The sequence below is a fragment of the Nocardioides rotundus genome (genome assembly GCF_019931675.1).
Lineage (GTDB): Bacteria > Actinomycetota > Actinomycetes > Propionibacteriales > Nocardioidaceae > Nocardioides > Nocardioides rotundus.
This window is the reverse complement of sequence record NZ_CP082922.1, coordinates 2,801,929-2,827,801: the sequence shown is the minus strand read 5'-3', so window position 1 is coordinate 2,827,801 and position 25,873 is coordinate 2,801,929. Positions and strand designations below refer to the sequence as shown.

At 72.7% G+C, this 25,873-nt stretch carries 26 protein-coding genes and 1 pseudogene; 17 read left to right on the top strand and 10 right to left on the bottom strand.

Translation table 11 applies throughout. The annotated features are described in order from the left end of the window. The first annotated feature begins 4 nt into the window (after positions 1-4). Together ilvN and ilvC are read left to right on the top strand one after the other, a co-directional pair. Complete coding sequence (gene ilvN, locus K8W59_RS13895) at positions 5-544, top strand: acetolactate synthase small subunit (RefSeq protein WP_223394838.1); 540 nt, start codon at positions 5-7, stop codon at positions 542-544. A gap of 52 nt (positions 545-596) precedes the next feature. Further along, entirely contained in the window at positions 597-1,625 is a 1,029-nt protein-coding gene (ilvC, locus tag K8W59_RS13890; protein WP_317846275.1) for a ketol-acid reductoisomerase, read from the top strand. On the opposite strand, the gene K8W59_RS13885 is transcribed toward ilvC, so the two are convergent. Next, a complete protein-coding gene (locus tag K8W59_RS13885) occupies positions 1,626-2,201 on the bottom strand; it encodes a YdeI/OmpD-associated family protein (protein WP_223394837.1) in 576 nt (191 codons plus the stop codon). Positions 2,202-2,237: 36 nt separating this feature from the next. On the opposite strand from K8W59_RS13885, the gene K8W59_RS13880 reads away from it, so the two are divergent. Both K8W59_RS13880 and serA read left to right on the top strand, forming a co-directional pair. After that, complete coding sequence (locus K8W59_RS13880; protein WP_223394836.1) at positions 2,238-2,849, top strand: histone deacetylase; 612 nt, start codon at positions 2,238-2,240, stop codon at positions 2,847-2,849. 104 nt (positions 2,850-2,953) lie between these two features. Then, a complete protein-coding gene (serA, locus tag K8W59_RS13875) occupies positions 2,954-4,543 on the top strand; it encodes a phosphoglycerate dehydrogenase (RefSeq protein ID WP_223394834.1) in 1,590 nt (529 codons plus the stop codon). 45 nt (positions 4,544-4,588) lie between these two features. Here serA and yczR read toward each other — a convergent pair whose 3' ends face one another. Continuing rightward, positions 4,589-6,034: a MocR-like transcription factor YczR gene (yczR, locus tag K8W59_RS13870; RefSeq protein WP_223394832.1), complete on the bottom strand. Its 1,446-nt coding sequence runs from the start codon at positions 6,032-6,034 to the stop codon at positions 4,589-4,591. Between the two features lie 72 nt (positions 6,035-6,106). Here yczR and yczE point away from each other — a divergent pair, with 72 nt between their 5' ends. Further along, complete coding sequence (gene yczE / locus K8W59_RS13865; protein ID WP_223394830.1) at positions 6,107-6,763, top strand: membrane protein YczE; 657 nt, start codon at positions 6,107-6,109, stop codon at positions 6,761-6,763. Here the strand turns inward: yczE and K8W59_RS13860 are convergent. Continuing rightward, on the bottom strand, positions 6,744-7,310 hold the full coding sequence (locus K8W59_RS13860) for an O-methyltransferase (RefSeq protein WP_223394828.1): 567 nt from the start codon (positions 7,308-7,310) through the stop codon (positions 6,744-6,746). The genes yczE and K8W59_RS13860 overlap by 20 nt on opposite strands. Before the next feature lie 390 nt (positions 7,311-7,700). Between K8W59_RS13860 and K8W59_RS20225 the strand changes: the two genes are divergently transcribed. From K8W59_RS20225 to K8W59_RS13830, 7 genes are all read left to right on the top strand, one after another. Then, positions 7,701-7,826, top strand: a complete 126-nt coding sequence (locus K8W59_RS20225) for a hypothetical protein (RefSeq protein ID WP_263283245.1) — start codon at positions 7,701-7,703, stop codon at positions 7,824-7,826. A gap of 10 nt (positions 7,827-7,836) precedes the next feature. After that, the gene (locus K8W59_RS13855; protein ID WP_223394826.1) at positions 7,837-8,901 is read left to right on the top strand and encodes a 3-isopropylmalate dehydrogenase; all 1,065 of its coding nucleotides are present in this window, start codon (positions 7,837-7,839) and stop codon (positions 8,899-8,901) included. A gap of 41 nt (positions 8,902-8,942) precedes the next feature. Next, the gene (locus K8W59_RS13850) at positions 8,943-10,022 is read left to right on the top strand and encodes a branched-chain amino acid aminotransferase (RefSeq protein WP_223394824.1); all 1,080 of its coding nucleotides are present in this window, start codon (positions 8,943-8,945) and stop codon (positions 10,020-10,022) included. Then, entirely contained in the window at positions 10,019-11,878 is a 1,860-nt protein-coding gene (gene nhaA / locus K8W59_RS13845) for a Na+/H+ antiporter NhaA (protein ID WP_223394822.1), read from the top strand. The genes K8W59_RS13850 and nhaA overlap by 4 nt, the downstream gene beginning before the upstream one ends. A gap of 17 nt (positions 11,879-11,895) precedes the next feature. Next, positions 11,896-13,488 (top strand): serine/threonine-protein kinase, encoded by a 1,593-nt coding sequence (locus K8W59_RS13840; RefSeq protein ID WP_223394820.1) that lies wholly within the window; start codon positions 11,896-11,898, stop codon positions 13,486-13,488. 167 nt (positions 13,489-13,655) lie between these two features. After that, complete coding sequence (gene cimA, locus K8W59_RS13835; protein ID WP_223394818.1) at positions 13,656-15,239, top strand: citramalate synthase; 1,584 nt, start codon at positions 13,656-13,658, stop codon at positions 15,237-15,239. Between the two features lie 43 nt (positions 15,240-15,282). Continuing rightward, positions 15,283-16,683: an amidase gene (locus K8W59_RS13830; protein ID WP_223394816.1), complete on the top strand. Its 1,401-nt coding sequence runs from the start codon at positions 15,283-15,285 to the stop codon at positions 16,681-16,683. 34 nt (positions 16,684-16,717) lie between these two features. Here the strand turns inward: K8W59_RS13830 and K8W59_RS13825 are convergent. The 4 genes and pseudogenes from K8W59_RS13825 to K8W59_RS13810 all read right to left on the bottom strand — a co-directional run bounded on the left by K8W59_RS13825 (position 16,718) and on the right by K8W59_RS13810 (position 19,555). Continuing rightward, positions 16,718-17,621 (bottom strand): annotated as a pseudogene (locus tag K8W59_RS13825) (IS5 family transposase). Between the two features lie 46 nt (positions 17,622-17,667). Next, a complete protein-coding gene (locus tag K8W59_RS13820) occupies positions 17,668-18,285 on the bottom strand; it encodes an energy-coupling factor transporter transmembrane component T family protein (RefSeq protein WP_223394814.1) in 618 nt (205 codons plus the stop codon). Beyond that, positions 18,282-18,968: an energy-coupling factor ABC transporter ATP-binding protein gene (locus K8W59_RS13815; protein ID WP_223394812.1), complete on the bottom strand. Its 687-nt coding sequence runs from the start codon at positions 18,966-18,968 to the stop codon at positions 18,282-18,284. The genes K8W59_RS13820 and K8W59_RS13815 overlap by 4 nt, the downstream gene beginning before the upstream one ends. Beyond that, positions 18,965-19,555, bottom strand: a complete 591-nt coding sequence (locus K8W59_RS13810; RefSeq protein ID WP_223394811.1) for a biotin transporter BioY — start codon at positions 19,553-19,555, stop codon at positions 18,965-18,967. The genes K8W59_RS13815 and K8W59_RS13810 overlap by 4 nt, the downstream gene beginning before the upstream one ends. Before the next feature lie 83 nt (positions 19,556-19,638). On the opposite strand from K8W59_RS13810, the gene K8W59_RS13805 reads away from it, so the two are divergent. Then, positions 19,639-20,202: a TetR/AcrR family transcriptional regulator C-terminal domain-containing protein gene (locus K8W59_RS13805; RefSeq protein ID WP_223394809.1), complete on the top strand. Its 564-nt coding sequence runs from the start codon at positions 19,639-19,641 to the stop codon at positions 20,200-20,202. Here K8W59_RS13805 and K8W59_RS13800 read toward each other — a convergent pair. After that, positions 20,199-20,795 carry a pentapeptide repeat-containing protein gene (locus K8W59_RS13800; protein ID WP_223394807.1) on the bottom strand — a complete coding sequence of 199 codons (597 nt, stop codon included), beginning with the start codon at positions 20,793-20,795 and terminating at the stop codon, positions 20,199-20,201. The two genes, K8W59_RS13805 and K8W59_RS13800, sit on opposite strands and share 4 nt — an antisense overlap. A gap of 32 nt (positions 20,796-20,827) precedes the next feature. Between K8W59_RS13800 and K8W59_RS13795 the strand changes: the two genes are divergently transcribed. After that, on the top strand, positions 20,828-21,724 hold the full coding sequence (locus K8W59_RS13795) for an aldo/keto reductase (RefSeq protein ID WP_223394805.1): 897 nt from the start codon (positions 20,828-20,830) through the stop codon (positions 21,722-21,724). Beyond that, positions 21,721-22,131 (top strand): DUF2237 family protein, encoded by a 411-nt coding sequence (locus K8W59_RS13790; RefSeq protein ID WP_223394803.1) that lies wholly within the window; start codon positions 21,721-21,723, stop codon positions 22,129-22,131. Before K8W59_RS13795 ends, K8W59_RS13790 begins: the two co-directional genes overlap by 4 nt. 99 nt (positions 22,132-22,230) lie before the next feature. Here K8W59_RS13790 and K8W59_RS13785 read toward each other — a convergent pair whose 3' ends face one another. Continuing rightward, positions 22,231-22,572, bottom strand: a complete 342-nt coding sequence (locus K8W59_RS13785) for a hypothetical protein (protein ID WP_223394801.1) — start codon at positions 22,570-22,572, stop codon at positions 22,231-22,233. Positions 22,573-22,706: 134 nt separating this feature from the next. After that, positions 22,707-23,549, bottom strand: coding sequence for a 3-methyladenine DNA glycosylase (locus tag K8W59_RS13780; RefSeq protein ID WP_317846274.1), 843 nt, complete (start codon positions 23,547-23,549; stop codon positions 22,707-22,709). A gap of 26 nt (positions 23,550-23,575) precedes the next feature. Between K8W59_RS13780 and K8W59_RS13775 the strand changes: the two genes are divergently transcribed. Continuing rightward, positions 23,576-24,385, top strand: coding sequence for a fumarylacetoacetate hydrolase family protein (locus K8W59_RS13775; protein WP_223394797.1), 810 nt, complete (start codon positions 23,576-23,578; stop codon positions 24,383-24,385). Then, positions 24,382-25,863 carry a glutamate--tRNA ligase gene (gltX, locus tag K8W59_RS13770; protein ID WP_223394795.1) on the top strand — a complete coding sequence of 494 codons (1,482 nt, stop codon included), beginning with the start codon at positions 24,382-24,384 and terminating at the stop codon, positions 25,861-25,863. The genes K8W59_RS13775 and gltX overlap by 4 nt, the downstream gene beginning before the upstream one ends. Positions 25,864-25,873 lie beyond the last annotated feature (10 nt).

Genomic DNA, 25,873 nt, shown 5'->3' with positions numbered 1-25,873 from the left:
GCCGATGAGCACGCACACCCTGTCCGTCCTGGTGGAGGACAAGCCGGGCGTCCTGACCCGGATCGCGGCGCTGTTCAGCCGCCGCGGCTTCAACATCCACTCCCTGGCGGTCGGGCCCACCGAGCACGCCGACATCTCCCGGATGACCATCGTGGTCAACGTGGAGGGGCTGCCGCTGGAGCAGGTCACCAAGCAGCTCAACAAGCTGGTCGAGGTGCTGAAGATCGTCGAGCTCGACGGCGCGAGCTCGGTCAACCGCGAGCTGCTGCTGGTGAAGGTGCGCGCCGACGGCAACACCCGCGGCCAGGTGCTGGACGCGGTGCAGCTCTTCCGGGCCAAGGTGGTCGACGTGGCCCCCGATGCGGTCACCATCGAGGCGACCGGAAACAGCGACAAGCTCCGCGACCTGGTGCAGGTGCTCGAGCCCTACGGGATCCGGGAGCTGGTGCAGTCGGGCATGGTGGCGATCGGCCGGGGCTCCCGGTCGGTCTCGGAGAAGGCCACGCGCCCGGTCGCCGTACCCGCTCCGCCGCCGGCGAGCTGAGCGGCCGAAGACAACGACCCGCAAGACCCCCAAGAAAGAAGGAGAGCCCGACGTGGCTGAGATGTTCTACGACGACGACGCCGACCTGTCCCTGATCCAGGGCAAGAACGTGGCCGTCATCGGCTATGGCAGCCAGGGACACGCACACGCGCTGTCCCTGCGCGACTCCGGTGTGGACGTGCGCGTCGGCCTGAAGGAGGGCAGCACGTCCCGGGAGAAGGCGGAGGCCGAGGGGCTGCGGGTCCTCCCGCCCGCCGAGGCGGTCGAGGAGGCCGACGTGGTCGTGATCCTCGCCCCCGACCAGGTCCAGCGCGACCTGTACAAGAACGAGATCGAGCCCGGCCTCACCCCCGGCGACACCCTGGTCTTCGGCCACGGCTTCAACATCCGCTTCGGGTTCGTCGACCCGCCCGAGGGCGTGGACGTGTTCATGGTCGCCCCCAAGGGCCCCGGCCACCTGGTGCGGCGCGAGTACGTCGACGGCCGCGGCGTCCCCGTGCTGGTCGCGGTGGAGAAGGACGAGAGCGGCAACGCCTGGCCGCTGGCGCTGTCCTACGCCAAGGCGATCGGCGGCCTGCGCGCCGGCGGGATCAAGACCACCTTCGCCGAGGAGACCGAGACCGACCTGTTCGGCGAGCAGGCGGTGCTGTGCGGCGGCACCTCCCAGCTGGTGCAGTACGGCTTCGAGGTGCTCACCGAGGCCGGCTACCAGCCCGAGGTCGCCTACTTCGAGTGCCTGCACGAGCTGAAGCTGATCGTCGACCTCATGTACGAGGGCGGCATCGCCAAGCAGCGCTGGTCGGTCTCCGACACTGCGGAGTACGGCGACTACGTCTCCGGCCCCCGGGTCATCGACCCGCACGTGAAGGAGAACATGAAGGCGGTCCTGGAGGACGTGAAGAACGGCTCCTTCGCCCAGCGCTTCATCGACGACCAGGACAACGGCGGCAAGGAGTTCAAGGAGCTGCGCGCCAAGGGCGAGAAGCACCCGATCGAGAAGACCGGTCGCGAGCTGCGCAAGCTGATGGCGTGGGTGAAGTCGCACGACTCCGACTACGTCGAGGGCACCGCCTCGCGCTGATCAGCCAGGGACACGGACGCCGTCGGCCGCGCCATCGACGATCGCCGCGACCCGCCGGTCGCGGGTGGCCGGCCGTCGTGCCGTGACCACCCACACCAGCGCGGCCTTGCGGGCCGACGGCGGGAAGGCGTCCCACTGGCGCAGCGCCTCCGGACGAGCGGCCAGCGCGGCGGCGAGGTCATCGGGGACCTCGCCGCGCTCGGCCGGCTCCAGCAGCGACCAGTTGCCGTTGGCGCGCGCGGCGTCGACCGCGGCCCTACCGGCCGGCTCGAGCAGCCCGGCTTCCTCGAGCCGTGCGATGTGTTCCCGGTTCGGCTGGGTCCACAGGCTCTGCGGTCGCCGCGGTGCGAACCACATCATCGACCGGTCCTCGTCCAGGGTCCGCTGGGTCGAGTCGACCCAGCCGAAGCGGAGCGCCTCCAGGACCGACTCCTCGTAGTCCCACGCCCGCTCGGCGGCCCGGCGTCGCTGCACCAGCCACACGCCGTACCCCCGCCCGTGGTTGTCCGCGAGCCAGCGCGACCAGCCCTCCAGGGTGTCGGGCTCCACCCGCTCCGCGTCCTCCTGGGCACCCATGCCGGGCAGTCAACCAGCGCACCTAGCATCGGGGGAATGCTCTGGTACGTCGGCTACGGCTCGAACCTGGACCGGGACCGCTTCCTGCGCTACCTCACCGGCGGTCGCGCGGCAGGCGCCCGGCGCGCGGTCCCGGGAGCCCGCGACACCACCCCGCCCGCCGACGAGCGGGCGGTGGTCGTCCCGGGCCGGATGTTCTTCGGCTGGGAGTCGCCCACCTGGGGCGGCGGGGTGAGCTTCCTGGACGCCGATGCCGACGACACCGCCTACGGCCGGGCCTACCTGCTCACCGAGGCGCAGTTCGCCGACGTGGCCGCACAGGAGATGCACCAGGAGCCGGGTCAGGACCTCGACCTGGCGCACGTGCTCGAGCATCGCCGGCACGCGCTGGGCCCGGGGCGCTACGAGACGCTGCACCTGCTGGGCGAGCTGGAGGGGACGCCGATGCTCACCTTCACCGCCGACGACCCGCGGAGCCTCGGTCTCAACCCGCCCGTGCCGGCGTACCTCTCCATCCTCGCCCGCGGGCTGAGGGACACCCACGGCCTGGACGAGGACGCGGTCGTCGAGCATCTGGTGACGCGTCCCGGGATGGCGGACTGGGATGCGGAGGCTGTGGGCCGCGTGCTGGGACGGGCGTCGGACTGACGCCGGGGCGTGGGTATGCTGGTTCTCAGCACAGCGCCGTGCACCCCGCGTGGACCTGATCCGCGGGACACACCCATCCACCTCCCACTCAGAGGACAGCTGCTGTGACCACCCGCCCCGTCGTACTCATCGCCGAAGAGCTCAGCCCCGCCACCGTCGAGGCGCTCGGGCCCGACTTCGAGATCCGGCACTGCAACGGAGCCGACCGCGAGGAGCTCCTGCCCGCCATCGCCGACGTCGACGCGATCCTGGTGCGCTCCGCGACCAAGGTGGACGCCGAGGCGCTGGCCGCCGCGAAGCGCCTGCAGGTCATCGCCCGCGCCGGAGTCGGCCTGGACAACGTCGACGTCAAGGCCGCGACCCAGTCCGGCGTCATGGTCGTGAACGCCCCGACCTCCAACATCGTCTCCGCGGCCGAGCTGGCGGTCGCGCTGATGCTCGCCGCGGCGCGCAACATCTCGCCGGCGCACGCCGCGCTGAAGAACGGCGAGTGGAAGCGGTCGAAGTACACCGGCATCGAGCTCTACGAGAAGACCGTCGGCATCGTCGGCCTGGGCCGGATCGGCGTCCTGGTCGCGCAGCGGCTGAGCGCGTTCGGCATGGAGGTCATCGCCTACGACCCCTACGTCCAGGCGGGCCGCGCCGCGCAGATGGGCGTGCGCCTGGTCGACCTCGACACCCTCCTCGCAGAGTCCGACTTCATGTCCGTGCACCTGCCCAAGACCCCGGAGACGCTCGGCCTGATCGGCACCGAGGAGCTGGCCAAGGCCAAGCCCAACCTGGTCCTGGTCAACGCCGCCCGCGGCGGCATCGTCGACGAGGACGCGCTCTACGCCGCCCTCAAGGAGGGCCGGATCGCCGGCGCCGGCCTGGACGTCTTCGCCTCCGAGCCCTGCACCGACAGCCCGCTCTTCGAGCTGGAGAACGTCGTGGCCACGCCGCACCTGGGCGCCTCGACCGACGAGGCGCAGGAGAAGGCCGGCATCGCGGTGGCGAGGTCGGTCCGCCTCGCCCTCGGCGGGGAGCTGGTCCCCGACGCGGTCAACGTGCAGGGCGGCGTGATCGCCGAGGACGTCCGGCCGGGCATCCCGCTGGTGGAGAAGCTCGGTCAGGTCTTCACCGCGCTGGCCGGCGGTGCCGCGCAGAGCCTGGACGTCGAGGTGCGCGGCGAGATCACCGAGTACGACGTCAAGGTGCTCGAGCTGGCCGCTCTCAAGGGCGCCTTCGCCGACGTCGTCGACGAGACCGTCTCCTACGTCAACGCGCCGCTGCTCGCCGCCGAGCGCGGCACCGAGGTGCGGCTGATCACCGAGCCCGACAGCCCCGACCACCGCAACCTGATCACCCTGCGCGGCACCCTCGCCGACGGCTCGCAGGTCTCGGTCTCCGGCACCCTGATCGGGATCGCCCAGCGGGAGCGGATCGTCGAGGTCAACGGCTTCGACGTGGACATCGAGCCCACTCAGCACCTGGCGATCCTCACCTACGACGACCGCCCCGGCGTGGTCGGCGTGATGGGCCGACTGCTCGGCGAGGCGCAGGTCAACATCGCCGGCATGCAGGTCGCGCGGGACGCCAAGGGCGGCGCGGCCCTGGTCGCCCTGTCGGTCGACTCCGCGATCCCGGCCGAGACCGTGGCCGAGATCGAGCAGGAGATCGACGCCCACTCCCTGGTGACCGTCGACCTGGCCTGATCCCGGTGGCAGACCCGCCGCCTGCCCGGTCAGTACGCCGGCCGCTCAGGCCACGAGCACGCGACGGGCCCCGGCTCCGGCGACGGAGTCCGGGGCGTCGTTCTGCACCCGCTCCCACGCGCCCGCGAGTCGGCGCACCGCCTCCGCGAGCTCGGGTGCGGGCCGGGTGAAGGGGATCCGGATGAACCCGTCCAGCCCGCCCTCGACGGCGAAGACCGGGCCCGGCGCGAGGACCACGCCGCGGCGCTCCGCCTCGGCCGCCAGGGCGGTGGCGCCCCGACCGGGGAGCCGGCACCACAACGCCAGCCCGCCGGCCGGCTCCCGGAAGCGCCACGTGGGCAGCAGCTCCCGCACCGTGGCGGCGAGGGCGTCGCGCTGCTCGCGCAGCCGCAGCCGATGCTCGGCCAGGACCTCGGCCTCCTGACCCAGCAGCCTGGTCAGGACCAGCTGCTCGAGGACCGGGGTCCCGAGATCCAGGGCGATCCGTGCCTTCAGCATGCGGTCCATGAGAGCTATCGGCGCTCGCACCCACCCCAGGCGCAGGCCGCCCCAGAAGCTCTTGCTGGCGCTGCCGACGGTGATCGCCTCCCCGGTGTGGGCGGCGAACGGCGCGGGCAGCTCGAGCTCGTCGAGCATCAGGTCGCGGTGCGCCTCGTCGATGACCGGGACGGTGTGGGTACGGCGCAACAGGGCGGCGTACTCCTCCCGCGTCTCCGGAGCCATCAGGTGGCCGGTCGGGTTGTGGAAGTCCGGGACCAGGTAGGCCATCCGCGGCGCCGACTGCCGCAGCAGCGCCGCCACCGCGTCCAGGTCCCAGCCGCGCTCGTGGTCCACCGGGGAGGCGACCAGCCGGGCACCGGAGGACCGGACCGCGGCGGTGGCGTTGGGGTAGGTCGGCGACTCGACGAGCACGCGGTCGCCCGCGCCGGTGAGTGCCTGCGCGAGGATCGCGGCCCCGGCGAGGGCGCCGGGGGTGACCATGACCTGCTGGGGCGAGGTGGGGAGCCCCTGGGCGTCGTAGCGCGCCGCGATCGCCTCCTGCAGCGCGGGCAGCCCGAGCGGGAAGTAGCCGTGGCCGCGCAGGTAGACGGGCAGCTCGTCGGTCGCCTCGGCATAGGCGGCCGCCAGGCCGGCCGGGGCGGTCGGCGCCGCGCAGTTGAGGTCGATCGTGTCCGGGTCGCTGCTGCGAGGGAGGAGCGAGCGGTCGTGGGCGCGGGCCCGGTCGCCGGGGACCCGGGTGAACGTGCCCGACCCGCGGCGGGCCTCGGCATAGCCCGCCTCCCGCAGCGTGGCGTAGGCGCGGGTCACCGTGGTGCGCGAGACGTCCAGCGCCTCGGTGAGCTCCCGCTCGCTGGGCAGCCGTACGTCGAGCCCGACCCGGCCGTCGCCGATGAGCAGGCGCAGGGCCTCGGCCAAGCCCAGGTAGGCCGGGCTGCGGTCGAACTCCCCGACCAGGGTGGCCACGCGAGAGGCGCTGATCGAGCCGGACATGAGGCCACTATCGCAGGATTGGCTATTCGATCCAAGGCCACTTGGCGCCATCGTGGCAGCATGCTTCGCACGATGACCCGCTCCGACCGCCCGTTGGCCGACCTCGGCCCGATCGCCCAGCTGCGCGCCGGGCGGCTGGCCCGACGGCTGCCGCAGCTCTACCTCGGACTGGTGCTCTACGGCTGCTCGCTGGCACTGATGGTGCGCAGCACGCTGGGCCTCGCGCCCTGGGACGTGCTGCACTCCGGCTTCATCCGGCATGTGCCGATCACCCTGGGGCAGGCGGTGATCCTCTTCAGCTTCCTCGTCCTCGTGCTGTGGATCCCGCTGCGGGAGAAGCCGGGCCTGGGCACGATCTCGAACGCGGTCGTGGTCGGGCTCGCCGCGGACGCCACCCTGGCCGTCCTCGACCCGGTCCAGGGGTGGCCGCTGCGGGTGCTCGTCCTGCTGGCCGGCGTGGTCGTCAACGGCCTGGCGACCGCGATGTACATCGGGGCGCAGCTCGGCCGGGGACCGCGCGACGGGCTGATGACCGGCCTGTCCCGCCGTACCGGACGCTCGCTCCGGCTGGTGCGCACCCTGCTGGAGGTGGCGGTCGTGCTCGTCGGGCTGCTGCTCGGCGGTGCGCTCGGCGTCGGCACCGTGCTCTACGCGCTGGCGATCGGCCCGCTCACCCAGGCGTTCCTGCCGTGGTGGACCGTCGACCTGCCTAGCGCTTCGTCGCGATGATGGTCGACGCGTCGTCGGCCACCATCACCTCGGCCGCGGCGAACCGGTCGTCGGAGAGCCAGGACTCGCGCAGGGTGTCCACCCGGCCGTAGCTGATCGGCGGCCAGGACGAGCACGGGGTGAAGTCGTCGAGCACCACGATGCCGCCGTCCTCGACCAGGTCGATCACCTTGTCCACCGTGACCTCCGAGGGGACGCCGGAGTCCAAGAAGAGCAGGGAGTAGGGGCCGCGGTCGCGCAGCGTCGACCAGTCGGCCGCCAGCACCTCGACCGTCTCGTCGTCGGCGAAGATCGCCGCCGCCGCGGCGGCCAGCTTCGGCTCCCGCTCGGCGGTGAGGATCCGGGCCTCGCCGGTCTTCCCCGAGCGCAGCCAGGCCGTGCCGACCCCGGTCCCGGTCCCGAACTCGGCCAGCGTCCCGGTGCGGGTCGCGGCCAGCGTCGCCAGCAGGCGACCGGTCTCGTTGCGGCAGAAGGAGACATAGCCCGCCTGCCGCGACACGTCGAAGGCACGGGTCACGATCGGGGGCAGGTCGGGGCTCGCGCTCATGGGGTCCAAGTCTGGCATCACCGGTCGGTTGTCTCAGCATGCGACACATCCGTCTCGGCCCCTGTACGGCGGCCCGTGGGCCGTCCTAGCCTGGTCGCATCATGCGGAGCGTGTTCGTACTTATCGTTCGCCGCGGCGAGGCCTGAGAAGAAGGGCCACCTCGTCGCGGTGTTCGGCGTGCGAGGTCGACTCTCCCGCCACCGGTCCTTCGCTCCCGAAGCCACCGCCTCCGTGGCGGGTCCACCCGACGTCGTCGCGCGACCCGCACTCGTCTGGTCGGGGGAGCCGAGGATCCGCGTGATCCGCCGGTCCGTCGCTCGTTCCTCCACTCCCGCCACGGGAGCAGTGGCTTCGGGGTCACCATCCACGACCCGCTGCGAGGAGATCGCGATGTACGACATGTACCCCGACTGGGGCCCGGACCGGACCAACCCCGAGAGCCCGAACAGCCACGAGGCCGTCCAGGCGGCACTCGACCTGCGGGACAACGGCGGCCCGCGCCCCGACGACAACTAACGTTCCGCCCATGACGACTCAGCAGCAGCAGGACCCCGTCAGGCTCGCCGTCGTTCCCGGCGACGGGATCGGCCCGGAGGTGACCGCGGAGGCCTTGAAGGTCCTCACCGCGGTCTCGCCGGTCGCCATCGAGCAGACGACCTACGACCTCGGCGCCGAGCGCTACCTCTCGACCGGAGAGGTGCTGCCGGACTCCGTGCTCGCCGAGATCCGGGAGCACGACGCCATCCTGCTCGGAGCCGTCGGCGGCAAGCCCAACGACCCGAACCTGCCCCCGGGCATCCTCGAGCGGGGACTGCTGCTCAAGCTGCGCTTCGAGTTCGACCACTACGTCAACCTGCGCCCCAGCCGGATCTTCCCCGGCCAGCCCGGCCCGCTCGCCGACCCCGGCGAGGTGGACTTCGTGGTGGCCCGCGAGGGCACCGAGGGGCCCTACACCGGCAACGGCGGCCGACTCCGCGCCGACACCCCGGCCGAGGTCGCCACCGAGGTCAGCCTCAACACCGCCTACGGCGTGGAGCGGGTCGTGCGCGACGCCTTCGAGCGCGCCCAGCGGCGACCCCGCCGGCACCTCACCCTGGTCCACAAGACCAACGTGCTGGTGCACGCCGGCTCCCTGTGGTGGCGGGTCTTCGACGCCGTGGCCCAGGAGTACCCCGACGTCACCACCGACTACATGCACATCGACGCCGCCACGATCCACATGACGGTGAACCCGTCGCGGTTCGACGTGATCGTCACCGACAACCTCTTCGGCGACATCATCACCGACCTGGCCGCGGCCGTGACCGGCGGGATCGGCCTGGCGGCGTCCGGCAACATCAACCCGGACCGGACCGCGCCCTCGATGTTCGAGCCGGTGCACGGCTCGGCGCCCGACATCGCCGGTCAGCAGAAGGCGGACCCGACCGCGGCCATCCTCTCCGCGAGCCTGCTGCTGGACCACCTCGGCCACGCCGAGGCCGCGCGGACTGTCGAGTCCGCGGTGCTGGCGGACCTGGCCGAGCGGCGGTCCGGAGGCGAGCGCCGTACCTCCGAGGTGGGCGACGCGATCGCGGCGCGAGTAGGCGGCTGACCCCGCCCCTGCACGCCCGCTGGACCGGATAGGTTGCCCTCATGACGCTCGACATCTCCATCACCCCCTCCGCGAGCCCCCGCACCGACGCCGAGGTGGCGGAGATCCTGGCCAACCCCGGCTTCGGCACCCACTTCACCGACCACATGCTGCTGGTGGAGTGGACGCCGGAGCAGGGGTGGCACAACGCCCGGATCGAGGCCTACGGCCCGCTGTCGCTGGACCCGGCGACCGCGGTGCTGCACTACGCCCAGGAGACCTTCGAGGGGATGAAGGCCTACCGGCACGAGGACGGGTCGGTGTGGACCTTCCGGCCCGAGGAGAACGCGAAGCGGATGATCCGCTCCTCCCAGCGGCTGGCCTTCCCCGAGCTGCCGGTCGAGGACTTCGTCCAGGCCGTCGACGCGCTGGTCGACACCGACCGGCGCTGGGTGCCGGACAACGCGGGGGAGAAGAGCCTCTACGTCCGTCCGTTCATGTTCGCCAGCGAGGCGTTCCTCGGGGTGCGGCCGGCCCAGCACGTGACCTTCATGGTGATCGCCTCGCCGGCCGGCGCCTACTTCAAGGGCGGCGTGAAGCCGGTCAGCCTCTGGCTCACCGAGGAGTACACCCGCGCCGGTCGCGGCGGCATGGGCGCGGCGAAGACGGGCGGCAACTACGCCTCCTCCCTGGTCGCGCAGCAGGAGGCGATGGCCCACGGCTGCGACCAGGTGGTCTTCCTGGACTCCCAGGAGGGGAAGTACGTCGAGGAGCTCGGCGGCATGAACATGTACTACGTCTTCGCCGACGGCCGGATCGTCACCCCCGCGACCGGCACGATCCTCGAGGGCATCACCCGCGCCTCGGTGATCGAGCTGGCCGGCAAGATGGGCCACCAGGTCGAGGAGCGCAGGTTCTCCATCGACGAGTGGCGCACCGGCGTGGAGTCCGGGGAGATCGTGGAGATCTTCGCCTGCGGCACCGCCGCGGTGGTCACGCCCGTCGGTGAGCTCCGGTCGGCCGCGGGCACCGTGCCGGCGCCGGCCTCCACCGAGCTGACCGGCAGGATCCGGCAGAGCCTGGTGGACATCCAGTACGGCCGGGCCGAGGACTCCTTCGGCTGGATGCACCGGGTCGGATGAGCGGAGACACCGCGACAGACACCACGTCCGGCCCGTCCTCGCAGGCGGGACAGCTGCGCTCGGGGATGCGGCACTTCATGCACACCGAGTCCGGGTCGGCCGCCCTGATGGTGGTCGCGGTGGTGGTCGCCCTGGTCTGGGCGAACTCGCCGTGGTCGGAGAGCTACTTCGACCTGTGGCACACCGTCGCCGAGATCCGGGTCGGCGGCTGGGCCATGTCGATGGACCTCAGCCACTGGATCAACAACGCCCTGATGGTGGTGTTCTTCTTCGTCATCGGGCTGGAGGTGCGACGCGAGTTCGCCATCGGCGAGCTCACCGACCGGCGCCGGATCGTGATCCCGCTGGTCGCCGGGATCACGGGGATGATCGTCCCGGCGCTGATCTTCCTCTCCCTCAACTCCCGTGGGGAGGCCGCCAACGGCTGGGGCGCGGTGATCGGCACCGACACCGCCTTCCTGCTGGGCGTGATGGCCCTGGTGGGGCCGCGGGTCTCCACCCAGCTGCGGATCTTCCTGCTCACGCTGACGGTGATCGACGACATCGTCGCGGTCTCGGTGATCGGGTTGGTCTACTCCGAGGACCTCAAGGTCGTGCCGATGCTGGTGGCGGCGGCCTGCCTGGTCGCGCTGGTCCTGCTCGACCGGTTCTGCGTGTGGCAGGCCGCGCCGTACGTCCTGGTCGTCGTGCTGCTCTGGGCGGCCACGGTGGAGTCGGGCCTGCACGCCTCGATCGCCGGGATGGTGTCGGGCCTGCTGGTGCCGGCGCTGGACCCGCGCCGCAGCGACGTGGAGGAGGCGACCCTGCGGTTCCGCGCGTTCCGGCAGTCGCCGATGCCGGACATGCAGCGCTCGGCCCGGCGTAGCCTCACCCGGGCGATCTCGGTCAACGAGCGGCTGCAGGAGGCGCTGCACGTGCCGAGCGGCTACGTGATCGTGCCGATCTTCGCCCTCGCCAACGCCGGCGTGGACCTGCGCGACGGCGTGCTGCAGGACGCCCTCTCCTCTCGGCTCACCTGGGGCATCGTCGCCGGCCTGGTGCTGGGCAAGACGATCGGCATCACCCTGGGCGCCTTCGGCAGCGTCAAGCTGGGCTGGGGCAGGCTGCCGCAGGGCGTCGGCTTCGGTCACGTGATGGCCGGCGGCGCGCTCTCCGGCATCGGCTTCACCGTCTCCCTGCTGATCGTCTCCCTCGCCTTCGACTCCGGCCGCCTGCAGAACGAGGCCCGGGTGGGCGTCCTGCTCTCCGCGCTGTTCGCGAGCCTGCTCGGCTGGGCGATCTTCCGCTTCGCCGCCCGCTTCCTCGGCCAGCGGGACGCCGCCCTGCTGCGGGTGCTGAGCGAGCCGGTCGAGGGGGACGTCGACCACATCCGCGGCGAGATCGACGCCCCGCTGACGCTGGTGGAGTACCTCGACTACGAGTGCCCGTTCTGTGCGCGCGCGACCGGCGTGGCCGACGACATCCGCCGGCACTTCGGCGATCGGCTGCGCTACGTCGTACGTCATCTTCCGCTGGAGGTGCACGAGCATGCCTGGCGCGCCGCGCTCGCCGCGGAGGCGGCCGGCCGGCAGGGGAGGTACTGGGAGATGCACGAGCACCTGTTCCGCCACCAGGACCACCTCGAGGACGACGACCTGGTCGACTACGCCGTCGAGCTGGACCTGGACGTCGAGCGGTTCATCGCCGACATGGACGACGAGGACCTCGAGGCGCGCGTCCAGCGGGACGTGCTGAGCGCAGGGGAGAGCGGCGCGCGCGGCACGCCGACCTTCTTCGTCGGCGACCGCCGCCATGTCGGGCCCTACGACGCGAAGACGCTGATCGCCGAGCTGGAGTCCGGCGAACCGCTGAGGTGACGCGTTACCCTCGTGCGGTGACGACTTCCCCTCAGGCGCCACCTCCGGGCCTGACCGTCGACGGCTACACCCTGCTCACCCGGATCGGCGAGGGCGGGATGGGCGTCGTGCACCTGGCCCGGCGCGGCGACGGCCCGCGGGTGGCCCTGAAGGTGCTCCGGCCGCACATCGTGGGCGACGACGAGATCCGGGCCCGCCTGGCCCGGGAGGTCAACTCGCTGAGCCGGATCCGCTCGCCCCGGGTGGCCGAGATCGTGGACGCGGACCCGTGGGGCGCAATCCCCTACGTCGCCACCCGCTACGTCCCCGGCCTCTCGCTGCACGAGCACGTGGCCGAGGAGGGGCCGGTCGCCGAGGAGGAGCTGACCCACCTGGCGACACTGCTCGCCGAGGGGCTGGCGGCCGTGCACGCGTGCGGGGTCCTGCACCGCGACGTCAAGCCCTCCAACGTGCTGATGGAGGGCCGCAACCCGGTCCTCATCGACTTCGGGCTGGCGCGGGTCGCCGACGACCCGAAGCTCACCCACACCGGCTGGCTGCTCGGCACGCCCGGCTACCTCGCGCCGGAGATCCTGTACGGCGACGACGCCACCACCGCCTCCGACGTGCACTCCTGGGCGGCCACCGTGGCGTACGCCGGTCTCGGTCGCCCGCCGTTCGGTCGCGGGCCGGGCATGGCGATCATGGACCGGGTCCGCCGGGGCGAGCACGACCTCTCCGGTCTCCCGGAGCCGCTGGCCGACCTGCTCGCCGCGGCGCTGGACCCCGATCCGGAGCGCCGCCCGACCGTGGCCGAGCTGCGCGAGGAGCTCGCGGCCATGGAGCCGGACTTCCCGTTCTTCCGCGAGGCGGACGGCGAGGACGAACCGGTCCGGCTCGCCGATCCGCAGCCGTTCACCATGCCGCTCCAGGCGGCGCCACGGTACCGGCCCGAGGAGCCCACCCGGGTCGACGAGCCCGAGCCCTTCCGCACCCGCCCGGTCACCGGGGTCGTCCCACCGCCGGTCCAGGGCGGATGGGTCGGGCCGACCGCGCCGCCGCGCGTGACGACGTGGGAGCGGCTGCGACGCAGCTGGCTCTTCGGCGGGCTGACCCTGGCCGCGGGTGCCGCGGTGGCGGCGTACCCCGTCCTCGCCGGCGTCACGCTGCTGATCGCCGCCTGGCTGCTGCGCAGCGGTTCGCTGGCGGGCAGCGCGGCCGGGAACCGGCGGCTGCTGCGCGGGCGGAAGTGGTATGACCACCTCCAGACGCTGTTCGCCACGCCCTGGCACCTCATGCAGTCCGTTCCGGGCACGATCGGCCTCGGGCTGTGGAGTCTGGGGGTGGGGTTCGCCGGGGGCCTGCTCTCCTACGCCACCGCGGCCACCACTCCGACCGTGATGGGGGTCGTCGGGGTGCTCTTCGCCGGCTCGCTGGGGCTGGGCCCGGGCGGGCACCGGGTCCGCGGCCCGCTGCGCCGGGTGGTGCACCCCCTGGCTCGACGGCCGCTGGTCTGGGTCTTCAGCCTCGTCGCCGTCCTGGTCGCCGCCGGCTTCGTCGGCTCCTTCGCGCAGGCCGGGCCGGACTGGGCGCCGTTCGCCCACGGACCCTTCGGCTGGCTCTCCCCCTGAGACGCCTGTTCCACCATCCGGGCGGGCATGGCACCATGGGTGGCATGCGTTCGCGCGTGATCATCATTGCCTAGCGCATCGGGACCTCCCCGATGCGCCGACCTCTCGTCCCCACGGGAGGTTTTTTCTTTGCCCGGACCGTTCGACCCCCACCAGAGAGAAGACCGATGGACCTGCACGGCGGCTTCCACGTCTACGACACCACCCTGCGCGACGGCGCCCAGCAGGAGGGACTCAACCTCTCCGTGGCCGACAAGCTGAGCATCGCGCGCCACCTGGACGGGCTGGGCGTGGGCTACATCGAGGGCGGCTGGCCGGGCGCGAACCCGAAGGACACCGAGTTCTTCCGCCGGGCCGCCGACGAGCTGGACCTGCGCAACGCCCGGCTCGCCGCGTTCGGCGCCACCCGGCGCGCGGGCGTCGCGGCCGCCGACGATCCCCTGGTGGCGGCCCTGCGCGACTCCGGTGCCTCGGTGGTGACGCTGGTCGCCAAGAGCCACGACCGGCACGTGGAGCTCGCGCTGCGGACCACGCTGGAGGAGAACCTGGCGATGATCCGGGACACCGTCTCCCACCTGCGGGCGGAGGGCCAGATCGTCTTCCTCGACGCCGAGCACTTCTTCGACGGCTACCGCGACAACCGCGACTACGCGCTGGAGGTGCTGCGCACCGCCTACGACGCCGGCGCCGAGGTGGTGGCGCTGTGTGACACCAACGGCGGCATGCTGCCGGGCTGGGTCGCCGACGTCGTGCACGACGTGAAGGACTCCACCGGCGTCCGGGTCGGCATCCACTGCCACAACGACACCGGCTGCGCGGTGGCGAACACCCTCGCCGCCGTGGACGCGGGCGCCACGCACGTGCAGGGCACCCTCAACGGGTACGGCGAGCGCACCGGCAACGCCGACCTGGTCTCCGTGGTCGCCAACCTCGAGCTCAAGCTGGACAAGCGGGTGCTGCCGCCCGGGCTGCTGGGCGACGCCACCCGGATCGCGCACGCGGTCGCGGACGTCACCAACTTCCCACCCGCGTCGCGACAGCCCTATGTCGGGACCAGCGCGTTCGCGCACAAGGCCGGCCTGCACGCGAGCGCGATCAAGGTGGACCCGAACCTCTACCAGCACATGGACCCCGCCGGGGTCGGCAACGACATGCGGCTGCTGGTCTCCGACATGGCCGGCCGGGCCTCGATCGAGCTCAAGGGCCGCGAGCTCGGCTACGACCTCGGCGGCGACAAGGAGCTGGTCACCCGGATCACCGACCGGGTCAAGGCGCTGGAGTCGCGCGGCTTCACCTTCGAGGCGGCCGACGCGTCCTTCGAGCTGCTGCTGACCGAGGAGGTCGAGGGATCGCGGCCGTCGTACTTCGACGTGGAGTCCTGGCGGGTCATCACTGAGACCAGGCCGGGGGAGGAGGCGGTCTCCGAGGCGACGGTCAAGCTGCGGGCTGCCGGGGTGCGGTACGTCGTCACCGGCGAGGGCAACGGCCCGGTCAACGCGCTCGACGCGGCGCTGCGCGAGGCGATCATCCAGGCCTACCCCGAGGTGGCGAAGTTCGAGCTGATCGACTACAAGGTGCGGATCCTGGACCAGGGACACGGCACGGACGCGATCACCCGGGTGCTGATCGAGACCGCGGACGGGGAGACCTCCTGGGTGACCGTCGGCGTCGGCGCGAACGTGATCGAGGCGTCCTGGGGTGCGCTCGTCGACGGGCTCACCTTCGGATTGCGTCGGCGCCACCGGGACTGACCGGGCCGTCGTACGCTCGGCGGCAGGCGCTAGCGTGCCGGCTGTGGACCTCCATGAGCTGACCGCCCTCGAGCAGGGGACCCTCGTGGCGACGGGGGAGGCGACGCCCGCCGAGCTGGTCGAGCACTACGCCGCCCGCGCCGACGGGGTCGGCGCGTTCGTCACCCGCACCACCGAGCAGGCGGTGGCCGAGGCGGCCGCGCTGGGCCCGCGACCGGACGACGCCGGGCCGTTGTGGGGCGTGCCGACCGCGATCAAGGACCTCAACGCCACCCGCGGCGTCCGCTCGACCTTCGGCTCGGCGGCCTTCGCCGACTTCGTGCCCGACGTCGACGACGAGGTGACGCTGCGGCTGCGGGCCGCCGGCATGCCCAGCCTGGGCAAGACGAACACCCCCGAGTTCGGGTCGCCCTGCTACACCGAGCCGGACGTCGCCCCGCCGGCGGTGACGCCGTGGGACACCTCGCGCACCGCGGGCGGCTCGTCGGGCGGCGCGGCTGCCGCGGTCGCCGCGGCGCTCGCGCCGGTCGCGCAGGGCTCCGACGGCGGCGGGTCGATCCGGATCCCCGCCTCCTGCTGCGGACTGGTCGGGCTGAAGCCCACGCGCGGCCGGATCTCCGGCGCGCCGATGTACGGCGACCCCGTCGGCCTCGCCACCGCGGGCCCCCTGGCCCGCACCGTCCGGGACGCCGCCGCGCTGCTCGACGTCCTCGCCGGCCGGGCGGTCGGCGACCCGTTCTGGGCACCGGCCCCGGACGCGCCGTTCCTCAGCGCGACGGAGCGGGAGCCCGGCCGGTTGCGGGTCGCGCGGTTCGCCGAGCCGATCATCACCCGGGCCGAGGTCGACCCCGAGTGCCTCAAGGCATGGGATGACGCCTCCGCGCTGCTCGCCTCGCTGGGCCACGAGGTCGAGGACGTCCCGGTGCCCCTGCCCCCGGACGCGGTGCCCACCTTCGAGACCTGCTGGGCCGTGCTCACCGCGCAGTCGGTGGTCAACCTGCCCGACCGCTCGGTCTTGCGGCCGCTGACCCGGTGGCTCACCGAGCGCGGCGAGGCGGTCTCCGGGCCGGAGTTCGGGCTCGCCATCGGTGCGATGCGGCGCTACGCCGCGCAGGCGCTGGCCGCGCTCGCGCCGTACGACGTCGTCCTCACGCCCACCCTCGCCCAGCCCCCGGTGCCGGTCGGCGCGCTCCGCGACGACGAGGACCCCGCCGCCGACTTCGAGGCGCAGAAGCGGTTCACGCCGTGGACCAGCGCCTGGAACGTCACCGGCATGCCGGCGATCTCGCTGCCGCTGCACGTGACGCCGGAGGGGCTGCCCGTCGGCGTGATGCTCGCCGCCCGGCCCGCCGAGGAGGCGCTGCTGCTCTCGCTCGCCGCGCAGATCGAGACCGCCGCTCCCTGGCCGCTCCTCCCGCCCTCGGTCGCCGGGTCGCCGCGCTGACCGGCCGGCCCCGACGCGGCTAGGGCGTGTCTCCCTATTCGCGAAGCCAGATGGTGATGGCGCGTAGGACGACGCCTCCTCGATAGACCACCGCGAGCTTGTCGTAGCGGGTGGCCAGGCCGCGCCATTGCTTGTGGTCGTTGAAGGACCGCTCGATGACGTTGCGCCCCCTGTAGGTCACGGCGTCGAATGAGGGCGGACGACCGCCGGCCGATCCGCGCCGTTTGCGGTGGGCGATCTGGTCCGAAGGCTGCGGGATGACCGCCCTGACTCGGCGGGATCGCAGCTCGGCGCGGATCGCGCGGGATGAGTAGGCCTTGTCGCCGAGCACGGCGTCCGGGCGAGTGCGCGGCCGCCCCGGACCGAGGCGCTTGACGGCCAGGTGCGACAGGAGTGGCTTGAGCATCGGGGAGTCGCCGGCCTGGCCGGGCGTGAGCGCGATGACCAGCGGGCGGCCCTGCCCATCGACGAGTTGGTGGATCTTGGTCGACATCCCGCCGCGGGAGCGACCGAGCGCGTGGTCAGGGGGCTCGGCACGCAGGTCCTTGTAGTTCGACTCAGCCCCCCGTGCGGCGCCCGGCTGGCACCTCGATGCGGCTCAACGTGGTGGCGTGCTGGTGCGCCCGGTTGATCGTGGAGTCCACCGACACGTCCCACTCGACCTGCCCGGCGGCGTCGGCTTCGGCGACCAGCCGGGCATGTACCTTGTCCCACGTTCCGTCGGTGCTGAACCGCTTGTGGCGCTTCCAGATCGTCTGCCACGGGCCGAAGGACTCGGGCAGGTCCCGCCACGCCACCCCGGTCCGGAACCGGTAGACGATGCCCTCGATCACCTGTCGGTGATCGCGAAACGGCCGACCCCGCTGGCCGTCCGAGGAGGGCATCAACGGCTCGATCCGAGCCCACTGAGCGTCAGTCAGCACCGCAGAACGCGACATGCGTCAACAATCCCGGCTCGACCCCGCGTTCTTTGGGAGACACGCCCTAGTCCGCGACCCCGCGCGCGTGCAGCGCCTCTCCGGTGTCCCGCGCGTGCGCGACGGTCCGGAGCACCAGCGGGACGACCCGGGCTCGCGGGTCCCGCTCCAATCCGCGCGCCCGGGCGGCGTCCCGGGTCTCCTCGGCGAGCGCGATCGTGCTCGGGATCGCCCGCAGCGCCAGGGAGAACGCGAGCGCCACCCGCTCCGGGTTCACGCCGAACCGCCGCAGCGGCCGGACCAGGCGGGTGAGCACGTCGATCAGCTCGTCGACCGGGGTGGTCACCGTCAGTGCGGTCGCCAACAGCACGAGCGACAGCAGGTCGGCGACCACCTCCACCGCCTGGGGCCAACCGCTCTGCCAGGTGTGCCATGCCCCCAAGAGCACGGCCACCACGAGCAGCCCGCGCAGGCTGCGCAGCAGCGGGCCGGGGCGGGCCCGGCTGCTGGCGAGCACCGCAACCGCGGCGACCAGCAGCGCCACGGCGCCGACGTACCCCTGACAGATCGTCACCACCAGCCCGGCGACGAACAGGCCGCCGAACTTCACGCCGGCGGGCAGCCGGTGCAGCCAGGTGTCGCCGGGAGCATAGGAGCCGAGCAGCCCGGTCGCCGCCGACGTCACGCCGTCTCCCGGTAGTGCTCCACCACGTCCGTCGCGGCACCGTCCTTCTCCACGCGCCCGTCGCGGATCAGCAGTGCCCGGTCGCAGCGCGCGGCCAGCTCGAGGTCGTGGGTGACCAGCACCAGCTGCTGCGGCAGGCCGAGCAGCAGGTCGCCGATCCGGCGCGCGTTGCCGAGGTCGAGCAGGGTCGTCGGCTCGTCGGCCACGATCACCTCCGGCTCGACCGCGAGCACCCCGGCCAGCGCGAGCAGCTGCCGCTGGCCGCCGGAGAGGCCGTGCACGCTGCGGTCGCCGAGCCCGGCGAGGCCGAAGTCGGCGAGCACCTGCTCGGCGGCGGCGCGGCGCTCCGCCTTGGGGTGGGTACGGCGCAGCGAGAGGGCCACGTCCTCCGCGGCAGTGGGCATGACCAGCTGCGCGGCCGGGTCGGTGAAGACGAAGCCGACCCGGCGCCGTACCTCCTTGCCGTCCTCCACGACGTCCCGCCCGTCCACCGTGACCCGGCCGGTCGTCGGCTCGACCAGGCCGTTGAGCAGCCGGGCGAGCGTGGACTTCCCGGACCCGTTCGGACCGATCAGCGCGACCCGCGGCTCGGTGAGCTCCAGCGAGGTCTCGTGCAGGACCGTGACCTCGTCGTCGTGCGTGGGGAAGCGGACGGTGACCCGGTCCAGCTCGATCCGGCTCACGCGGCGGCCGGCTCCGCGCTGCTCGGCGCGGAGCGGCGGCGGCCCAGCAGGTCGGGGAAGGCGCGGTGGACGGCGGTCGCGACGACGGCCATCAGCACGTTCTTGAGCACGTCGCCCGGCCAGAAGACGATGTCGAGCTTGAAGGCCGCACCGAACGGGATGTCCAGGCGCCACATCATCCCGAGGATCCCGAGGGTGTGGGTGAACACCGCGGAGGCGATCAGCCCGGCCAGGAAGATGAGCACCGGCTGGGGGAGACCCCGCCGGGGGAGCCGCTCGACCAGGAGGCCGCAGAGGCCGGCGGCGAGCGGGAACGCGACCAGGTAGCCGACGCTGGGGCCGGCCAGGACCGCCAGCCCGGAGGCGCCGTCGGCGAAGACCGGCAGGCCGGCGAAACCGAGGGCGAGGTAGAGCAGCGCCGCGAGGAAGCCGCGCTTCGCCCCGAGCACGGCGCCGGCCAGCATCACCGCGAAGGTCTGCAGGGTGATCGGCACGCTCATCCCGGCGACGTGGATCGCGGGCAGGAGCGCGCAGACCACGATGAGCGCGGTGAAGGCGGGGATCAGGGCGAGGTCGCGAGGCTTCATCGGTGTCCTTGAACGCTGGTCAGGTGAACGGCGTTCAGGTTAGGGTTCCCCCCGGTCAGCGTCAATCGCAGTCGAGGAGAGAGATGGGCCACAGCCGCACCGACGTCGTCGCCACCGCGCTCGGCGTGCTCGACCGCTACGGCCTGGCCGACCTGACCATGCGCCGGCTGGGCGCTGAGCTCGACGTGCGGGCCTCGGCGCTCTACCACCACTTCCCGGACAAGCAGCACCTGCTGGCCGCGGTCGCGGACGAGATCCTGGCTCGCCGTACTCCCCTGCCGGCCGACCTTCCGTGGCGCGACCGGGTGTCGGCCGCGTGCCGCTCGCTGCGCGACGCGTTGCTGGCATGGACCGACGGCGCCGAGGTGGTCGCGACCGTCCAGGCCTACGGGCTCGGCGCGGATGCGGCGTACGGCGACCTCCGGGCCGCCCTCGACGGCGCCGGCCTCGACGACGAGCTCGCCCACACCGCCGCCCGCACCCTGCTGCACCTGGTGCTCGGCCACACCACCGCGGAGCAGACCCACCTGCAGGCCGTCGCGGCCGGAGCGCTGCCCGACGACCCGCGACTCCAGCCGGACTTCGACCTCAGCGTCGCGCTCGTCGTCGACGGCGTCGGGGCGCGGGCGCCCGGCCGGCGCCGCTAGCTCGGGTCCACGGCCGCGCCGTGCAGCTCGGCGAGGAGGACGGCGCCGGGCAGGTCCAGCTGCGTCTCCCGCAGCGTGGCGGAGGTCAGGTCCACCCCGGTGAGGGAGGCGCCGCGCAGGTCGGCCCGCGCGAGGTCCGCCTCGCGGATCACCGCGTCGTCCAGCCGCGCGTTGCGCAGCACAGTGCCGGACAGCGTGGCCATGGACAGGTCCGCGTCGCGCAGGTCGACGCCCGTGAGGTCCAGCCCCTCCAGCCGCGCGCCGCGCAGCGAGACGCCGCGCCACACCCCGTCGGTGACGGTCATCGGCCGCAGCGTGCAGTCCGCGAAGACCGAGGCGGAGAGCTTGCAACCGTCCAGGGTGGCGTCGAAGAGGACGCTGCGGCGGAAGTCGCACCCGGTGAAGGCGGTGCCGGTGTGGGTCGAGGCGTTGAAGCGGCAGCCGTGGAACTCGCAGTCGTCGAAGACGGCGCCCCGGGAGGTGGTCTCGGTGAGGTCGACGTCGGTGAAGACCACGCCGCGGAACTGCGCGGCCCCCAGGTCCTCGCCGTACCAGTCCTCGTCGCGGACCTCGCCGCCCGCCTGGCCCTCCATGGCGACCAACGTAGTGGCTAGGCTCGGGCGCCATGGAGCGAGTGCCCACCCCCGTCGAGGGGCTGACCCTGTCGCGGCTCGCGTTCGGCGCGATGCGGCTCCCGCTGGACGACCCCGCGCGAGTGGCGAAGCTCGTCGAGCACGCGGTCGGGCTCGGGATCACCACCTTCGACCACGCCGACATCTACGGCGGGTACGGCGCGGAGGAGGCCTTCGGCGCCGGGCTGCGGACCTGGGCCGGCGACCGCGGATCGCTCGAGCTGGTCTCCAAGTGCGACATCATGCTCACCGACCCCGCCCGCCCGGAGAACACGGTCAAGCACTACGACACCACCGCGCGGCACGTCGTCTCCTCCGCCGAGCGGTCGCTGCGCAACCTCGGCGTCGACCGGCTCGACCTGCTCCTGCTGCACCGGCCCGACCCGCTGCTGGACGCCGACGAGACGGCCGGCGCGCTGGCCGGCCTGGTGCGCGACGGCAAGGTCCGCGCGGTCGGGGTGAGCAACTTCGCGCCGCACCAGCTGGACCTGCTGCGCTCGCGGCTCGACGTACCCCTCGTGACGAACCAGGTCGAGCTGTCCGTGTCCGCGACCCGGGCGCTGTGGGACGGGTCGCTGGACGACGCACAGCTGCACCGCTACCCGCCGATGATCTGGTCCGCGCTCGGCGGCGGCGACCTCTTCACCTCCGACGCCGAGCGGCCCTCCCGGATCCGCGCGACCCTGGAGCAGGTCGGCGCGGAGACCGGGTTGTCGGTCGGCGCCACGGCACTGGCGTGGGTGCTGCGCCACCCCTCCCGGCCGGTGCCGGTCCTCGGCACGACCAACCCGGAGCGGGTCACCGACCTCGCGGGCGCCGTGGGCGTCCCGATGGAGCGACAGCGGTGGTTCCGGATCCTCGAGGCGGCGGAAGGAGCACCCGTCCCATGAGCGACACGGTGGAGGAGCCCGACGAGCGGAACGTGCTCGGCGGCCCGCTGGAGCAGTGCGGCACCGAGCCGATGACCGGCTGGTTCCGCGACGGGTCCTGCCGCTGCTCCGGCGACCCCGGCGTGCACGCGGTCTGCGTGGTGATGACCGACGAGTTCCTGGCCCATCAGAAGGCGGTCGGCAACGACCTGTCGACGCCGCGCGAGGAATACGGCTTCCCCGGCCTCACCGCCGGCGACCGTTGGTGCGTGGTCGCCGCCCGGTGGCTGCAGGCCTACCAGCACGGCGCCGCCGCCCCGGTCGTGCTCGCCGCCACCAGCGAGCTGGCCCTGGAGGTCGTCCCGATCGAGGCGCTGCAGGAGTACGCCGTCGACGTGCCGGACGACCCCGGGTCGCTGCTGGACTAGGTCGCCGCCGTGGGTCAGCAGACCTCGCGGAGGCTGGGGCCCAGTCCGCTGCCGCAGGCGAGCATGCTCCACGGCACCTGCTCACTGACTCGCCGACCGTCAGACTGCGGGCGGGGAGTCGCAGCCCCGTCGGACGCGCACCGGGCCGTCGAACGGTCGGCCCAGCCGTCCGAGGGTCGAGGCCGTCGGCGCGGCCCCGTCGAGCGAGCGGACCCAGACCTCGCTCTCGACCGGCACCGGGTCGCCCGCGATGGGGCGCACGGCGGTGATCTCGATGGGCGACCCGTCGGCGGAGCACGGCAGGAAGGCTCCGAAGCTCACCCACCCTTCGCGGCCCTCGGTGACGGACACCCCGCCGTCGCCCTGGCGCAGCGACAGCGGTCCCTCGCCGGGTTGGCCGCAGGCGGTCAGGAGGAGCGCGACACCTGCGCCGACCGCCACACGCAGGCGGATGCGGTGTCCCTGCGCGGTCAGCGGGGAGAGTAGAGCGTCTGACCGGTCGCCGCTCGGGACCGGGGAGCAGAATGCAGGATCTCCGCGGGCGAAACCTGCATTTCGCTCCCCGGACTCGGGGCCTACCCGGCGAGGGCCAGGAGCCGGGCGCACGCATCGATCAGCTCCCGCCGGAGCGGCTCGGCGCGGGCGGCGAAGGCGCGCTGGGCGGCGACGTACTCCGCCTTCCCCTCCGGCGTCTCGATCCGCACCGGCGTCCACGCAGACCCGTCGTCGAGGACCAGCCCGGTGAAGTCGTACGGCGCGGCCCGCATGTCCAGCACCCGCACGTCCCATGCCAGCTCGAAGCAGTCGGCGACCAGCTCGGAGGGGATCATCGGCGAGAGCCGGAAGGCGTGCTTGTAGAGGTCCATCGTGCCGTGCAGGCAGCCCGGCTGCTCGAACGCCGGCCGGTCGTCGCGGCCCGGCTGCAGGGTGTTGAGCGGCCGTGCGGAGTCGGTGAAGAAGCGGAACGCGTCGAAGTGCGAGCAGGCGATCCGGTGCGACTCCACCACCCGGTCGGTCCCCGCCCCGCCGAGCCGCAGCGGCCAGCCGTGCCGGGTCTCGGAGGCGGGGGAGCGGTGCACCATCGCCCACTCGTGCAGCCCGAAGCAGCCGAAGGAGGGAGTACGCCGGGCGGTGGCGCTCAGCAGGGTGTGCAGCTGCCGGACCAGCCGCTGCCGGGAGGCGACGTACTCCTCGTCGACGAGGTCGGGGAAGCCCACCGGGAGCACGCCGAACCCGGGGTGCCAGCGGCGCAGCTGCGCGGGCCGGTGGGAGTAGTAGGTGAACATGAAGTCGTGCACCGGGTGCCGCTCCCCGGCGGCCCGACGGGCGACGTGGCCGGCGATCAGCCCGTCGATCCGCGCGACGTGGGCGGCCTCCCGCGCCCGCCACGTCTCCTCCTCCAGCACCTGCACGCTCACCAAGGCTAGGTGGATAGGCTCGCTCCGTGCGCATCGCGAGATTCACGATCGAGGACGAGCCCCGCTACGGCCTGGTGACCGGTGAGCTGGACGAGTACGGCGAGCCCGCGGAGGACGCCACCGTGGTCGAGCTGACCGGCGACCCGATGTATGCCGGGATCCAGCCCACGACGACCGAGCGCCCGCTGGCCGACGTACGCCTCCTCGCGCCCGTCATCCCGCGGAGCAAGGTGGTGGCGGTGGGCCGTAACTACGCCGCGCACGCCGCCGAGATGGGCAACGAGGTCCCCGACGAGCCGATGGTCTTCCTCAAGCCCAACACCAGCGTGATCGGCCCCGGCGACCCGATCCAGTACCCGCCCCAGACCGAGGACCTGCACTACGAGGGCGAGCTGGCCGTGGTGATCGGCCGGATCTGCCGCGACGTCCCGGCCGAGCAGGCCACCGACGTGATCTTCGGCTACACCATCGGCGACGACGTGACCGCCCGCGACCTGCAGAGGAAGGACGGCCGGTTCTCCCGCGCCAAGGGCTTCGACTCCTTCTGCCCGCTGGGGCCGTGGATCGAGACCGACCTCGACCCGAACGACTTCGCGGAGGGCCGCCGGGTGCGGACCTTCCTCAACGGCGACCTCGTGCAGGACGGCACGACCGCCGACATGATCTTCGACATCCCCACGCTCGTGGCCCACATCAGCTCGATGATGACGCTGCTGCCGGGCGACGTGATCCTCACCGGCACCCCCGAGGGCGTCGGGCCGATGCAGATCGGTGACGAGGTCGACATCTCCATCGACGGCCTCGGCACCCTGACCAACAAGGTGACCAAGCGATGACCCAGCCCGCCACCGGCAGCGACATCCGGGTACGGATGGCCCCGAGCCCGACCGGCAGCCCGCACGTCGGCCTGCTGCGGACCGCCCTGTTCAACTGGGCGTTCGCGCGCCGCCACGGCGGCACCTTCGTGCTGCGGATCGAGGACACCGACAAGGAGCGCAACACCGAGGAGTCCTACGAGGGCATCCTCGACGTGCTGCGCTGGGCGGGGCTGAACTGGGACGAGGGCCCGCAGGTCGGCGGCGACTACGGCCCCTACCGCCAGTCCGAGCGCGGTGACGTCTACCGCGACGTGCTGGAGCGGCTGCGCGAGACGTCGTACACCTATGACTGCTTCTGCACCACCGAGGAGATCGCCGAGCGGCGCAAGGCGTCCGGCTCCAAGGTGATGGGGTACGACGGCTTCTGCCGCGAGCTGTCCGACGCGCAGCGGCAGGCCTTCGAGGATGAGGGCCGCCAGCCGATCGTGCGCTTCCGGATGCCCGACGGCGAGCTGACCTGGGACGACCTGGTGCGCGGCGAGATCACCTTCGACACCGCGAACGTGCCCGACTACGCGCTGGCGCGGGCGAACGGCGACCCGCTCTACACCCTGGTGAACCCGGTCGACGACGCGCTGATGAAGATCACCCATGTGCTGCGCGGGGAGGACCTGCTGTCCAGCACGCCGCGACAGATCGCGCTCTACGACGCGCTCAAGGAGATCGGCGTCGCGGAGCTCACGCCGGCGTTCGGCCACCTGCCCTACGTGATGGGGGAGGGCAACAAGAAGCTCTCCAAGCGCGACCCGCAGGCGCACGTCAACATGTACCGCGAGCAGGGGTTCCTGCCCGAGGGGCTGATGAACTACCTGGCCCTGCTCGGCTGGGCGATCGCGGCGGACCGGGACGTCTTCGACCTCGAGGAGATGGTGGACGCCTTCGAGCTGGGCGACGTCAACCCCAACCCCGCCCGCTTCGACCTGAAGAAGGCCGAGGCGATCAACGCCGAGCACATGCGCCGGCTCTCCACCGACGAGATCACCCACCGGGTGCTGCCGTTCCTCAAGACCGCGCAGGTGGTCGGCGACCCGGTGAACGACGCGGACGCGCAGCTGCTGGAGCAGGCGATGCCGCTGGTCGCGGAGCGGATCAACAAGCTCACCGAGGCGGTGCCGATGCTCGCCTTCCTCTTCGCCGACGATGAGGCCTTCACCCGCAACCCCGACGACGTGGCCAAGGTGCTCGACGAGCAGGGCGTCGAGGTCGTGCGGGCGGCGCGCGACGCGCTCGAGGACGTGCACCCGTGGAGCACCGAGGCGATCGAGGAGGCGCTGCGCTCGGCGCTGATCGAGGGGATGGAGCTCAAGCCGCGGGTGGCCTTCGCGCCCGTCCGGGTCGCGGTCACCGGCAGTCGGGTGAGCCCGCCGCTGTTCGAGTCGATGGAGCTGCTGGGCCGCGACCGGTCGCTGTCCCGGCTCTCCGACGTCATCGCGTGAGGGACGCCGC